13 protein-coding genes and 1 tRNA gene are annotated in these 14,567 nt (G+C 43.6%); 1 reads left to right on the top strand and 13 read right to left on the bottom strand.

Annotated elements, in window-relative coordinates:
* Positions 1 to 25: 25 nt before the first annotated feature.
* From ACUXV2_RS16685 to ACUXV2_RS16740, 12 genes are all read right to left on the bottom strand, one after another.
* Positions 26 to 772, bottom strand: coding sequence for an alpha/beta hydrolase (locus ACUXV2_RS16685; RefSeq protein ID WP_446244273.1), 747 nt, complete (start codon positions 770 to 772; stop codon positions 26 to 28).
* A 338-nt stretch (positions 773 to 1,110) separates the two neighbouring features.
* Positions 1,111 to 1,338, bottom strand: a complete 228-nt coding sequence (gene secG, locus ACUXV2_RS16690) for a preprotein translocase subunit SecG (RefSeq protein WP_175990338.1) — start codon at positions 1,336 to 1,338, stop codon at positions 1,111 to 1,113.
* 587 nt (positions 1,339 to 1,925) lie between these two features.
* On the bottom strand, positions 1,926 to 3,218 hold the full coding sequence (gene eno, locus ACUXV2_RS16695; RefSeq protein ID WP_446244274.1) for a phosphopyruvate hydratase: 1,293 nt from the start codon (positions 3,216 to 3,218) through the stop codon (positions 1,926 to 1,928).
* Positions 3,219 to 3,430: 212 nt separating this feature from the next.
* Entirely contained in the window at positions 3,431 to 4,966 is a 1,536-nt protein-coding gene (gpmI, locus tag ACUXV2_RS16700) for a 2,3-bisphosphoglycerate-independent phosphoglycerate mutase (RefSeq protein WP_446244275.1), read from the bottom strand.
* Positions 4,959 to 5,720, bottom strand: a complete 762-nt coding sequence (tpiA, locus tag ACUXV2_RS16705; protein ID WP_446244277.1) for a triose-phosphate isomerase — start codon at positions 5,718 to 5,720, stop codon at positions 4,959 to 4,961. The genes gpmI and tpiA overlap by 8 nt, the downstream gene beginning before the upstream one ends.
* A gap of 40 nt (positions 5,721 to 5,760) precedes the next feature.
* Positions 5,761 to 6,945 carry a phosphoglycerate kinase gene (locus tag ACUXV2_RS16710; protein ID WP_446244278.1) on the bottom strand — a complete coding sequence of 395 codons (1,185 nt, stop codon included), beginning with the start codon at positions 6,943 to 6,945 and terminating at the stop codon, positions 5,761 to 5,763.
* Positions 6,946 to 7,123: 178 nt separating this feature from the next.
* Positions 7,124 to 8,131, bottom strand: a complete 1,008-nt coding sequence (gene gap / locus ACUXV2_RS16715; RefSeq protein ID WP_446244279.1) for a type I glyceraldehyde-3-phosphate dehydrogenase — start codon at positions 8,129 to 8,131, stop codon at positions 7,124 to 7,126.
* Positions 8,132 to 8,187: 56 nt separating this feature from the next.
* On the bottom strand, positions 8,188 to 9,210 hold the full coding sequence (locus tag ACUXV2_RS16720; protein ID WP_446244280.1) for a sugar-binding transcriptional regulator: 1,023 nt from the start codon (positions 9,208 to 9,210) through the stop codon (positions 8,188 to 8,190).
* Between the two features lie 217 nt (positions 9,211 to 9,427).
* On the bottom strand, positions 9,428 to 9,673 hold the full coding sequence (locus ACUXV2_RS16725; RefSeq protein WP_446244281.1) for a glutaredoxin family protein: 246 nt from the start codon (positions 9,671 to 9,673) through the stop codon (positions 9,428 to 9,430).
* A gap of 465 nt (positions 9,674 to 10,138) precedes the next feature.
* Positions 10,139 to 11,461, bottom strand: a complete 1,323-nt coding sequence (rpoN, locus tag ACUXV2_RS16730) for an RNA polymerase factor sigma-54 (protein ID WP_446244282.1) — start codon at positions 11,459 to 11,461, stop codon at positions 10,139 to 10,141.
* Between the two features lie 209 nt (positions 11,462 to 11,670).
* Positions 11,671 to 12,090, bottom strand: coding sequence for a GNAT family N-acetyltransferase (locus ACUXV2_RS16735; protein ID WP_446244283.1), 420 nt, complete (start codon positions 12,088 to 12,090; stop codon positions 11,671 to 11,673).
* Positions 12,091 to 12,293: 203 nt separating this feature from the next.
* Positions 12,294 to 12,365: transfer RNA gene (locus tag ACUXV2_RS16740), tRNA-Arg, on the bottom strand.
* Positions 12,366 to 12,607: 242 nt separating this feature from the next.
* Here ACUXV2_RS16740 and clpP point away from each other — a divergent pair.
* The gene (clpP, locus tag ACUXV2_RS16745; protein ID WP_446244284.1) at positions 12,608 to 13,204 is read left to right on the top strand and encodes an ATP-dependent Clp endopeptidase proteolytic subunit ClpP; all 597 of its coding nucleotides are present in this window, start codon (positions 12,608 to 12,610) and stop codon (positions 13,202 to 13,204) included.
* A gap of 254 nt (positions 13,205 to 13,458) precedes the next feature.
* Here clpP and ACUXV2_RS16750 read toward each other — a convergent pair whose 3' ends face one another.
* Positions 13,459 to 14,388 (bottom strand): DUF6454 family protein, encoded by a 930-nt coding sequence (locus tag ACUXV2_RS16750; RefSeq protein ID WP_446244285.1) that lies wholly within the window; start codon positions 14,386 to 14,388, stop codon positions 13,459 to 13,461.
* Between the last annotated feature and the right edge of the window lie 179 nt (positions 14,389 to 14,567).

The raw sequence follows: 14,567 nt of genomic DNA on the forward strand, positions 1-14,567 counted from the left end.
CAATCCCTCCTGCTCTTACTATTCATTAAACAGTCCAATCTAATTTTTCCAAGAAATTGTACACATCTTCATGAAGCTGTTCTTTTTCCTTATCCAGTGTGATCACATGACCTGACTCTTCGTACCATTTCAGGTCCTTCATGTCAGATTCAACATTGTCATAGATGATATTCGCTGAATCTGTATTAATCATGTGATCGTTTCTTGCCTGCACGACATACGTCGGTGAGTAGATCATGTCGACATTTTCACGTACATCCGCAATCAATTCTTGAAGAGCTTTCAATGTGTTCATAGGCGTTTTCTTGAACTCTTCTATTTCTTTTTCAATTTGATCTTCCTTTTTTCCTTCAAATTTTTTAAATTCGCGGGCGTATTCAACGACCCCTTTATACATGACTTCTTCACTTTTTATATACATAGGCGCGCACATCGGTACAATACCCTTTACAGGTACAGTGTAACCTAATTTCAAGGAAAATACCCCACCTAATGACAGTCCTGCCACCGCAATTTCTTCGTACCCTTTATCCTTCAGATGCTGGTATCCTTCCATCACATCCTGCCACCAGTCTTCAGGGCCTGTGTGGACCAATTCTTCAGGCGGAACTCCATGTCCTTTGTAATGAGGGGCATGTGACGAGTAGCCTTTCTTCTCGAGGTAGCGGCCGAGCATTCTTACATCTGCCGAGTTTCCTGTAAATCCGTGCAGCAGAAGAACGGCTCTCGGGCCGGCTTCAAATGTAAATGGTTTTGGTAAAACGGTCTTCATATATATGAACTCCTTTTCTTGAATTTAAACAAACGTTTGATTAAGACTGTGAAAGATTGATGTATCGGGCTTAAACAGTTTAAACGGTTGTTTAAATAGATTGTTTATGTAATGGGATTTTGATTATATTTTTTAAACAAACGTTTGATTAAGATTGTCAAACCCTTGGTGCGTAAAGGCTCGTCGTGTTAAACGATCGTTTAAATGGTTTACTCTTTATTTTTAGCAAAGATGGTGGTTATAATCCAATATTTCGCTTTAAATTCCTGTGGGGATCAAGAAATATCCATTGCACAAAAAATAAAAAAACCTGACCCTTTGAAAGATCAGGTTTTGTATTATATAGCTACGATTGCAGTTGTTAGAACAAAGAATAAAACAGACAACACAATTGTTATTCTGTGTAGTACCAAATCGATACCACGTGCCTTCTGTTTACCGAAAAGCTGTTCTGCACCACCAGAGATGGCCCCTGAAAGTCCAGCACTCTTACCTGATTGAAGTAAAACAATAGCGATAAGTGCGATTGAATCAATGATAAGTAAAGTGACTAATAAAGCGTGCATGAGTCCCACCTCCTGATACGAACATTACAACATTATTAGTTTACCATAGGGACATGGTCCGGACAAGGCAATATTCGCATAATTGTGGAAAGTGTTGGATTTGGGGAGAATTGTACTTTTTTCCGGGCCAGGATGAATCACTTTTTAAAATGGAACCAAGACAGCCAAAACAGACAAATTAAGGTCTTAATCATTTGTGTACTGTACTGTTCCGGCAGATTAGAATGATTCTAAGTGGCTCATAAAAATGAAAAGTTGCACGTATTTCAGAAAACTGGAACGTATTTTTAAAAAGTGGAACGTAAAGTTGAAAATGTGGCATGAAAACCCCTTCTCGAAGTAGATTCCATCTATATACCAACGCTGTTTTGCCTCTTGGCAGCTTTTTTAAAAGACTAATTTGTCTATTTTTAATAAAAAACAGGGAAAACGAATGCATTCCGATAAAAAACTACATATTCTGCCGCTGATAAGTCTCTCGCCCTCGCCGACCGAGCGTTCAGTCCGGCAGCAGATGCCACACGACACCTAAACACCAAAAAAACAGCCCCGTCACCAAACGGGGCTGCTCTCTATCGCTACTTCAATTAGCGCTTAACGTTATAAAATGTGTTCACACCAAGGTATTGTGCAGTGTGTGCCAATTGGTCTTCGATGCGAAGCAATTGGTTGTATTTCGCTACGCGGTCTGTACGAGAAGGAGCACCTGTCTTGATTTGACCAGCGTTTGTAGCAACTGCGATGTCAGCGATTGTGCTGTCTTCTGTTTCACCAGAACGGTGAGAGATGACTGCAGTGTAGCCTGCGCGCTTCGCCATTTCGATCGCGTCGAATGTTTCAGTCAGTGTACCGATTTGGTTAACCTTGATAAGGATTGAGTTACCAACGCCTTGTTCGATACCTTGAGAAAGTTTGTTTGTGTTTGTAACGAATAGGTCGTCACCAACTAGCTGAACTTTGTCACCGATGCGGTCAGTCAGAAGCTTGTGACCTTCCCAATCGTTCTCGTCAAGACCATCTTCGATAGAGATGATTGGGTATTTGTCGCACATTTCAGCATACCAGTCAACCATTTCAGCTGAAGTACGAACAACGCCTTCACCAGAAAGGTGGTATTTACCGTCATCTTTGTTGTAGATTTCAGAAGCCGCTACGTCCATTGCAAGAAGGATTTCTTCGCCTGGCTTGTAGCCTGCTTTTTCGATTGCTTCAATGATTGTAGAAAGTGCTTCTTCGTTTGACTTAAGGTTAGGAGCGAATCCGCCTTCGTCACCTACAGCTGTGTTATAGCCTTTAGACTTAAGAACTGATTTCAGGCTGTGGAAGATTTCAGCACCCATGCGAAGTCCTTCTTTGAAAGTAGGAGCTCCTACAGGCATGATCATGAATTCCTGGATATCAACGTTGTTATCAGCGTGCTCTCCACCGTTAACGATGTTCATCATTGGAACTGGAAGCTGCTTGGAGTTGAATCCACCAAGGTATTGGTATAATTCCACTCCGAAGAAGTCAGCAGCTGCACGTGCAACAGCCATGGATACACCAAGGATTGCGTTCGCACCTAGTTTACCTTTGTTTTCTGTACCGTCAAGCGCGATCATCGCTTGGTCGATCGCCACTTGCTCAGTTACGTCAAAACCGATGATTTCTTCAGCGATTTCGTTGTTTACGTTATCGACAGCTTTCTCTACACCTTTACCAAGGTAGCGGCCTTTGTCACCGTCGCGAAGTTCTACTGCTTCGTATTCACCAGTAGATGCACCGGATGGAACAAGTGCGCGTCCGAAAGCGCCTGATTGAGTGTAAACTTCTACTTCGATTGTTGGGTTACCGCGTGAATCTAGTACTTCACGAGCGTATACGTCTGTAATGAATGGCATAAAAATAACTCTCCTTTATAGTTAGGTTTTTTATCATACTCTTCTAAAAAGGGCCGTTGATTTCCGCTGCAGGCACTCGCTTTCCGCGGGGCGGGCGGTGAGCAGGTCTCACCTGTCCCGCATATCCCGCTGGAGTCGAGTGCCTTCCGCTCCAATCAACTCTGGGTATTAACCCAATAACCCTTACAAAGTTTTGTATAAGTCTTGCGAACTTACTTTTTAATCAATGATTTCCCCGTCATTTCCTTCGGCTGATCCACATTTAACAGATCAAGCATCGTTGGAGCAAGATCTCCAAGGATTCCGCCGTCACGCAGTTCGATTCCTTCTTTTGTCACGATGACTGGAACCGGGTTCGTTGTGTGGGCGGTCATTGGCTTGCCTTCTTCTGTGAGGACTTCATCAGCGTTTCCGTGATCGGCTGTGATGATGGCGGTTCCGCCTTTTTTCTCGATCAGGTCGATGATCTTGCCAAGGCACTCATCGACTGTTTCGACAGCTTTGATCGTCGGTTCTAGCATTCCTGAGTGGCCGACCATGTCAGGGTTTGCAAAGTTCAGGATGATGGCATCCTGCTTGTCTGCTTCGATCTCCGCGAGCAGTGCGTCTGTTACTTCGTAGGCACTCATCTCCGGCTGCAGGTCATATGTTGCCACTTTAGGAGAATCGATCAGGATCCGCTTTTCCCCTGGGAATTCATTCTCACGACCGCCGCTCATGAAGAACGTGACGTGAGGATATTTTTCCGTTTCGGCAATACGGAGCTGCTTCAAGCCATTTTGTGAAAGTACTTCACCAAGTGTATTATCCAGGTTCGTCGGTTTGAATGCCACGAAGCCGTCAACCGTTTCACTGAATTTTGTCAGGCACACAAAGTGAAGGTCTTTCGGGAATTTGTCGCCGCGTTCGAATGAACGGAAATCAGCATTGGCGAATGTATTCGAGATCTGGATGGCACGGTCCGGACGGAAGTTATAGAAGATGACAGCATCTTCGTCCTTGATCGTCGCAACCGGCTCTCCATTTTCTTTGGTGATAACCGATGGAATCACGAACTCATCATAGATTCCATTTTCGTAAGAATCGTTTACAAGTTCAATTGGATCTTGATAGCTTGGGCCTTCTCCATATACCATGGCACGATAGGATTTCTCCACACGCTCCCAGCGCTTATCGCGGTCCATTGAATAGTAGCGGCCTGAAATTGTCGCAAATTGACCTACGCCAATTTCCTTCATTTTCGCTTCAGCGTTTTCGATATACTGCTTCGCTGTTTGAGGGCCAACGTCTCGACCGTCAAGGAAAGCGTGGACATAGACATCCTTCATACCTTCTTTGGCTGCGAGACCCAGAAGGGCATAAAGGTGTTCGATATGACTGTGTACCCCGCCATCGGACAGCAGTCCGAAAATATGAAGATTCGTACCTTTTTCCTTTGCATGATTGATGGCGTCGAGGAAGGTTGTGTTCGCTTCGAATTCACCTTCGCGGATCGCCAGGTTCACACGCGTCAGGCTTTGGTACACGATACGGCCGGCACCGATATTCAAGTGGCCCACTTCGGAGTTGCCCATTTGTCCTTCAGGCAGCCCTACCGCTTCACCGCTCGCTATCAGTTGGTTATGAGGGTACTTGTTCCAAAGGCGGTCAAAGTTCGGCTTGTTCGCCTGTGCAACAGCGTTCCCTTCTTTTGTGTTACGGCATGCAAAGCCATCTAAGATGATTAAAGCTGTTGGTGATTTACTCATGGGAACCTGCCTCCAGTAGTTGCAGGAACGATTGAGGTTCCAAGCTTGCGCCGCCTACCAGAGCACCATCGATATCAGATTGAGCCATGTATTCTTTGATGTTGTTCGGTTTTACACTTCCGCCGTATTGAACACGTACAGCGTCTGCAGCAGTTTGTGAGAATTCACTTGCCACAACTTGACGGATGTGAGCGCAGACTTCGTTGGCATCTTCTGCAGTCGAAGATTTACCTGTACCGATTGCCCAGATTGGTTCATAAGCAATGACGGTTTGCTTCACTTGATCTTCAGTAAGGCCTGTAAGTGCTTGTTTCACTTGAGCTCCTACTAGATCTTTTGTTTCGTTGTTTTCACGCTGTTCCAATGTTTCACCGACACACACGATCGGAGTTAGGTTGTGTTTGAATGCAGCGAGCGTCTTCTTGTTGACAGAATCATCCGTCTCATTGAACATCTCACGTCGCTCGGAGTGGCCGATGATCACATATTCCACACCCATGTCAGCAAGTGCTACCGGACTTACTTCGCCAGTGAAAGCTCCACTTTCTTCGAAGTGCATGTTTTGTGCCCCGATTGCCACTTTGCTTTCTTTTGTCTGTTCAACCAGGTTTTCTAAAAATAGGGCTGGCGCACAGATGACAGAGTCAACCTTGTCTGTGTCAGGAACCAATCCTTTTACTTCTTCTGTAAAAGACTTTGCTTCTGATGCAGTCTTGTGCATTTTCCAGTTACCCGCAATGATCGGCTTACGCATACTGCTCATCCTTTCTTAGCTATCATATTTAAATACTGAATTACTTGTCGTTTAGAGCCACAACACCTGGAAGTTCTTTACCTTCCATGAACTCAAGTGATGCGCCTCCGCCTGTAGAAATATGACTCATCTTATCAGCATAGCCGAATTTCTCGACAGCTGCTGCAGAGTCTCCGCCGCCGATGACAGAATATGTATCTGTCGCATCGGACAACGCCTCAGCTACGGCTTTCGTTCCGTTTGCAAATGTGTCCAATTCGAATACACCCATAGGTCCGTTCCAGATGACAAGCTTACTATCCTTGATTGTCGCTTGGAATAATTCCCTTGTCTTAGGACCGATATCAAGTGCTTCCCAATCAGATGGAATAGAATCGATATCTACTTCTTTCGTATTTGCGTCGTTTGAGAAGTCATCAGCAACGACTACATCGACAGGCATAAGGAAGTTAACGCCTTTTTCTTCAGCTTTTTTCATGAATTGCTTCGCAAGATCGATTTTATCTTCTTCTAAAAGGGATTTTCCAACCTCGTGGCCTTTTGCTTTTACGAATGTGTAAGCAAGTCCGCCTCCGATGATCAGGTTATCCACTTTATCTAATAGGTTGTCAATGACACCGATTTTATCTTTTACTTTCGCTCCACCGATGATCGCCGTGAAAGGACGCTCCGGAGTGGACAAAGCTTTGCCTAATACTTCAAGCTCTTTCTCCATTAAAAGTCCCGCAACAGCCGGAAGGTGCTTTGCAACTCCTTCAGTTGAAGCATGCGCACGGTGAGCTGCACCGAATGCATCGTTCACATAAAGGTCTGCAAGTGCCGCGAATTCTTTCGCTAGTTCAGGGTCATTTTTCGTTTCACCTGCATAAAAACGAACGTTTTCAAGAACAAGTACATCACCGTCAGCCATTTCGCTGATTTTGGCTTGTACGTTTTCTCCATACGCTTCGTCTGCTTTCGCAACGTTTTTACCAAGTAACTCGGAAAGTCTTTCTGCTACCGGAGTCAAGCGAAGTTCTTCTACCACTTCACCCTTAGGACGCCCCAAATGACTCGCCAGGATGACTTTTGCGCCGCCTTCTACTAAATACTTGATTGTTGGAAGTGCAGCTTGGATACGGGTTTCATCAGTGATTTTGCCTTCTGACATCGGTACGTTGAAGTCCACTCGGCAAAATACGCGTTTCCCTTTTACATCAACATCTTTGATTGATTTCTTATTCATCGTAAAAGGCCTCCTTTAGTGTTTCTTTTCAAATTGAAAAGAAATTTCAGTAATAGCAATGAGAAAAGGGGAGTGGGGAATCTTCCCCGCTCCCCTTCATCCCTTTCCATTATAGATGGTGGGACAAAATTTATCCATCCTCACCCTGCTGATAATGTCAATTTACTTAAATGACGGATTAAAGACCTTTAGAAGCGATGTAATCAACAAGGTCAACTACACGGTTAGAGTATCCACTCTCGTTGTCATACCAAGAGATAACTTTTACCATGCTGTCTTCCATTACCATTGTAGATAATGCATCGATTGTTGAAGAAGCCGGGCTTCCGTTGTAGTCAGTTGATACTAAAGGCTCTTCGCTGTAAGCAAGAACTCCTTTAAGATCACCTTCAGCAGCTTCTTTGAATGCCGCGTTCACTTCTTCAGCTGTTACGTTCTTGTCTAGTTCAGCAACAAGGTCAACTAGAGAAACGTTTGGAGTTGGAACACGTACTGCTCCACCGTTCAATTTACCTTTTAGTTCAGGAAGTACTAGTGATACAGCTTTTGCAGCACCCGTAGTTGTAGGGATGATGTTTTCAGCTGCCGCACGAGCACGACGGTAATCTTTATGTGGCAAATCAAGGATTTGCTGATCGTTTGTGTAAGAGTGAATTGTTGTCATCATTCCACGCTTGATTCCGAACTTGTCGTTAAGAACTTTCGCGAATGGCGCCAAGCAGTTTGTTGTACAAGATGCGTTAGAGATTACGTTGTGGTTCTCTGCATCGTACTTGTCTTCGTTAACACCCATAACGATTGTGATATCTTCGTCAGATGCAGGTGCAGAAATGATGACTTTCTTCGCACCAGCTTCAAGGTGTTTCGCAGCGTCAGCACGCTTAGTGAAACGGCCTGTAGATTCTACTACCACTTCTACACCAAGGTCTCCCCAGCCAAGTTGAGCAGGGTCGCGCTCAGCAAGTACTTTTACCTTTTTATCGCCGATAACAAGAGTGTCACCGTCAACAGTTACTTTCTCTTGAAGAGTTCCGTGAACTGTATCATATTGTAAAAGGTGAGCTAGCATGTTTGCATCTGTTAAGTCGTTTACTGCCACTACCTCTACGTTGTCGTTTGTAAGTGCTGCACGGAATACGTTACGTCCGATACGTCCAAATCCGTTAATACCAATTTTAGTTGCCATAATACTTTTTCCTCCTTTAGTGATTGTAAGGATGATTTTTTATATTTCAAAAGGCTTCAGCCTTTTAAAAGCTCTCTCGCTGCTCCTTCATCGGTGATCAAGATCGTTGAAGAGGGAGCACTCTTTAAATATGCCCGAATCGCTTTCGCCTTCGAGCTGCCGCCTGCAACGGCAAATACATGTTTGATGTCTTTCAGGTCTTCAAGCTGGAGTCCAATCGTCGGCACTTTATGTACCACTTCACCCGACTCATTGAAATAATAGCCGAATGCTTCACCGACAGCGCGGCCAGCTGTAATCTTTTTAAAATCAGCCGTTGACGTCTTCCGTCTTTCTGCCATTGTAATAGCATCTCCAATACCATGAAGAACCATGTTAGCTGATTGAATTAAATTTAAGACCTCTTTGATCATCGGTTCCTTTAAAAAGGACTTGTAAACTTCCTTACTAACCTGATCGGGAACATACAAAACGCGGTGGCGCTTCCCTGTATGCTCTGCCATCTTCGCGCAGATCGTGTTGGCCTGGTTCTTCACATCTTCCCCGATTCCGCCCCGTGCAGGAACAAACAAGGTATCTGATCCGGAAAAGTCGGGTGTCAGCATTTCTGCTACAGCCGCCATGGTCGAACCGCCAGTCACAGCGATGATATTATTCCCCTCAAGGCGCTGTTTCATACTTAAAGCTGATGCACGCCCCAATTCTTCTTTTACCCAAGGAGACTCATCACTATTCCCAGGAACGATGACAATTTCATTAAGATTGAGTAAAGACTGTAACTTTTTCTCCATTTCATTGATTCCCGAAATCTCTCTCATCATGTCCTCGATTCTGTCCAGCAGCTTCATGCCGTCTTCGGTCATGATCATTCCGGACGTCTTGATAGAGATGAGATCCTGATTCTTCAGGAATTCCACTTCACTTCTCAGCACCCGTTCCGTCAGTCCGAGGTTCTGCGCGAGACTCCTGCGGCCGACCGGCTGTAAGAATTGAATCGAACGGAGAATCTGGTGCCTCTTTTGCATAACTTCAAGCAGGTCTGGTAATAATCGCTTTTGTATATCAATAATGGATTCCATCGGTAAAAGCTCCTTACATGGAAGTGAGTGACTACGTCTCAATAATGTAGTTCCACACGCATAGGGCCTTTAAACACTGCCTGTCACATTGCGGAATTACGTTGTTGGACTAAAAAAGTCCCACATAGACATATTATGTCCCACTACCTCCAAAAAAAATTCATCCCTGCTTTCAACGTTCATTCTATCAGTATGGAAATCGTAATTCAACTAGAAACTACCGAGTTTTTTCATGTAAACGCTTGCTAAGTGTAAAATAGTCAATTTGCCCGTATTGGATGATCTCTCCCTCGTATTCCACCACCGGGATCATCAAACCGAAACGCTCTGTCAACTCATCGCTTTCCTCGATATCCTTTTCAATGATCTCGAATTTCAAATCGTCCTGGACCAGTTTCAAGTTGATCTTGGCGTCGGTGCAGAGGTGGCATTGGTTTCTTGTGTAGAAGATGACAGGGTTCATTGGGTTGTCCTCCGTTGTGGGTGTGTTTATTGGTAGATTGAGTTTGGTGTTTGTTTGGTGTATCTGGTTTAGTGCACCTGGTCCATTTTGGGTTTGATGTACTGGTACCGATTGGTGCATTGGACCTGGTACGGTTTGAGTTTGGTTTACCTGGTACAATTCGAGTTGGCTGTACCTGGTACGAATGGGATTCATTGTACCAGGTACAATTCAGGGTGTTTGTACCAGGTACAACTGATAATACTATATATGCCGGTCTGGCGGAAATGGTTTGGGCTTGTGACCACACCGACGAAATTTGTCGGATGTTGTAAAATTGTCGGTATCCGGATTGAAATTGTTGGTAAATTCTCTTTTTTGTCGGTATTCGAGAAAAATTGTCCGTATTTTCAACTTTTCGTCCGCATTCCACTGACATTGTCCACAAACCGCCCCTAACCTCTAGGGAACCACGGTTACTCCACTCTACTCATACCGCTTCCTCATCGTAGAAGATGAAATCCCGAGCTGATCCCGGTATTTGGCAATGGTCCTGCGTGAAACATCATATCCTTTGTCAATTAACATATTGACGATTTTCTGATCCGATAACGGTTTCTTCTTATCTTCTTCGTCGACGAGGCGCTGGATTTCATTCTTGATCGTCGTGGAGGATGCTGCGCCGCTATCTTCAGAATGAACCGATTTGATGGCAGCACTGAAGAAGTACTTCATTTCAAATATGCCAAAAGGGGTTTGCATATATTTTCCCTTAACGGCACGGCTGATCGTCGATTCATGGACACCAGCTTCTTCGGCGACTTCTTTTAACGTAAGCGGCTGCAGGCCGGATGGGCCTTGAAGGAAAAAAGCACTCTGCTTCTCTACAATCAATTTGCCTACTTTTAAAATCGTCTGCTTGCGCTGCTGCAAGCTTTGAAGCAGCCACTGGAATTCCTGTTCTTTCCCCTTGAGATAGCTCCCGACTTCCTTATCGGGATGGTGCTCAAGGAAATCCTTATATTCGTCATTATAGATCACTTTCACCGTCGTCCCATCAAATAGTGAGACCTTCACTTCCTTATCGTCCAACACCTTGACCACTAATTCAGGGACGATATAATGAGACGGTCCATCGCTGTAAATGGCGCCCGGACGCGGATTGCACTGCTGAATGAGATCGGCTGCCTTCTGGATGTCATTCAGTCCAACATTCAATTCTTTCGCGATTCCCTTCCACTTTTTCGCGGCAAAATCCTCGAAATGCTCCTCCACGATCGTCAGAGCCAATTCCGTCGAATCCTTGCGTCTTAATTGGAGGGAAATGCACTCCTGCAGTGAGCACGCTCCAATTCCGGCAGGTTCTAATTCCTGCAGCTTGCCTATATAGTGTTGGAGTTGAGACATTTGCAGATTGTTCCGGGAAAGGAATTCTGAAGACTCGATTCGCAAATATCCATTTTCATCCAAGCTGTAAAACAAGTCTTTCATGATTTTCATGTCATCATTAGAAAGCGATTTCAAATCTAGCTGAAGAAAAAGATGTTCCTCAAGCGTTTTCTTCGAGACTGATAGAAACTCTGTGAAATCTATCGCATCTTTACGTTTATATTGGTAAGACTCTCCTCGATCGGGTTTGTCCATTACGGGGTCTTCTAATTGTATGAGGGGATTCTCCAACGCTTTCGATTCAAGGAAAGCATTCAGTTCCAACGTGGAATATTGGAGGATGGTGATGGCTTGAGAAAGCTGCTGTGTCATTTGAAGCTTGATTTGTTGTTTTTGCCATAATCCTGTGTTCAAATTCATACCTTTTACCTCCTCCCTTCATTTTACATGAAAATGGGGGTTTCGTTAATGGGAATTGTTTGGTAACGGTTTCTTTCCCTTCATTTTATGAGGCTGGAGTAGGAAAGATGTTTAGTTGTCTGCAAGATTAGTAGAAAGATATATTGAAGTCTTTATTATCTGCATTCTCAAACACATCTTCCTATTATGCGTTGCATACTGCCAGGGGACTAAGACCCCTTTGTCATCCGCATAAATTGCAGTTCTCCCAATTCCGTAGAAAATCCCCAGCGTTGGTAAAATGGGAGCATCTCTGGTTTACAATAAAGTTCAATATGTTTTACCCCTTTTAACGAAGGATGTTCAACCACTCTATCAAACAATATTTTTCCCAATTGTTTACCTCTATGTTCTCTTTTCACGACAACGTCAAGGATCAATGCTTTGTATGTATAGTCTGTAAGGACCCTTGCAAAAGCAATAAGTTCATTCGTATCTGGTTGGCAGATTCCCAGGATCACATCTGAATTTTCTACCATGACTTTGATATCGTCTAACTCACGGCCTGCTGTCCACCATTCCGTTTGAAATAACTGATGCAGGCATTGAATCTGATCATTGGTCAATTTTTCGACAAACTCAAACTCCATGTTTCACACCACTCCTCATTGATATTTATATTCAAAAAGAACATCTTCCTGATTGAATCTATATTTTGAAGACTTATACACTATGATAGAGGGTTAACCATTCAATGAAAATGCTTATTTTAAACAAAATCTTTGTTTACTATGATATCTGTACATAAAAAAGCGTCTCAATCCCATATATGGGATTGAGACGCTTTATCGTACGCCCTCGGAGGGAATCGAACCCCCATTTTAAGAACCGGAATCTTACGTGCTATCCGTTGCACCACGAGGGCATGTATAGGATTTTGGAAAACTATCGTACGAAAGTATATTATAAGTTACTTTTTTCAGGATTGCAATACGTTTTCTCTGTTTAAAAAAGGAATGGATGGGTATGATGTAGAAAGGATTACATAGTGTAAGAATCACTGGTGCGTCAGGTTTGACCTTTATTGACCAACAGTGTATGATTACAGTACAAAGTGAATATGTATTAATTAAAAATAAAAAAGTGTATTTTAAGGAGGAACGAAGGATGAACTTAATTCCTACAGTTATCGAACAAACAAACCGCGGCGAGCGTGCGTACGACATCTATTCACGTCTGTTGAAAGACCGTGTCATCATGCTTGGAAGCGCCATCGATGATAATGTGGCAAACTCTATTGTAGCACAACTTCTTTTCTTGGAGTCTGAAAACCCTGAGAAGGATATCTCCATTTACATCAACTCTCCTGGCGGAAGCATCACGGCGGGTATGGCAATTTATGATACGATCCAGTACATCAAGCCTGATGTCCAAACTATCTGTATCGGTATGGCGGCTTCAATGGGTGCATTCCTTCTTGCTGCAGGTGCAGAAGGCAAACGTCTTGCCCTTCCAAATGCAGAAGTGATGATTCACCAACCGCTTGGCGGAGCACAAGGTCAAGCGACGGAAATCGAGATCGCTGCGAAGCGCATCCTATTCCTTCGTGAAAAACTGAACCAAATCCTTTCCGAGCGCACTGGCCAGCCTCTTGAAGTCATCGCGAAAGATACGGACCGCGACAACTTCATGACTGCAGAACGCGCGAAAGAATACGGTTTGATCGACCGCATCATCACGCGCAACGAAATGAACAATAAATAAATCTCTTATTGAGAGAACTGCCCCGACGGTTAATGCCGTCGGGGTTTTTTCATAAGGCTGTTTTCTAATAGATTGTTGCTTTTCGTATTAATACTGTAGACTATTTAGACTGTCTACTACAACGAATACTTGTTACGAGAAAATCCCTTACAAAAAAATGACCCCGCAGCAACTACGAGATCATTTTTCAGAATGATGATGTGGTGAACTTGTCTTTAGTTTAAGTGAGGTTCCTCAATAGCGAATGACCCTGTTTATTCCTCATCTATACCTGTCTCATAAATGACAAGCGACGCTTCGTCATCATCATCAGGTACAGCAAAAAGTTGAAGCCTGCCATCAGATTCTTCTAAAAAGACTGGATTACGAGTGATGACATGCCCTTGGGAAGAAAACTCAGCAAGAGGGACTTCATGTTCAACAGAAAAGTCTTTCATATCCAGCAGCGCCAAACCGCCAAGTTCGTATTTTCCTGTTTCGGATGCCGGATTGTTCAATTCGGCAATACCACTGCAAATCATTTTCCCTCCGCCTGCATTCTCACAGTCTTGATAATCGATGAAGTGGCTGTCATTCTTTTCTTTCTTCAACTCTTTACCCTGTTTTCCCCATTCATAGAATTCACGGGATCCCCAGCTGACACCGAGATTTTTCCCCGTTTTATCGTCATGAACGACGCCGCCGATATGGTCATTCACACGGAATGCTTCATTGCTTTCAAGTGTATCTGTATCAACTTTATAGACAATCGACTCACTATCTGGACGATATTCTGCAACAGGGACCCAAATATTTTCCCCATCAAAGTCAATTCCGCCCGGGTGATACATATCAGCTTCGCCCAGCTTAATATCTTTCAATAATTTCCCCTGCTCATCGAAAATGAATAAGTGGCCGATACCTTTCCCGGCAGACCGGTCATATCCATTTTCAGGAGTCTCATATTTCTCGGGTTTTTCAAGGATTTCTACAGAAGACATATAGTATGTATCCCCGACCTTTGTCATTCCTTGAGGATGATAGGCATCGAATTGAAGCTCAATCCGATCTGTTTTTTTCCATTCAGTATTCCGTGAAAGCTCTTTGAATGATCCTTCCAGATTCTGATTATCTTCCGCAACTACTGCCGTTGATATCATACTGATGAACAAAACACCTGTAAGTAATGCCATGACGTTTCTCATACGATTCCTCCTAATGACTATCTGTGATAAAGAAATAATTTGGCATTATCCCTTTTCACTAGCATTTTAAAAGCAAATTAGAAGGAACGATAGCTTCCTACAAAGATTTTACACAGAAGTTACATCAGCTTTAAATAATTTACAAGACTCTTTTCGTAAAGATTGTTGCTTTTAATTAA

This window comes from Rossellomorea sp. NS-SX7 (assembly GCF_052828565.1).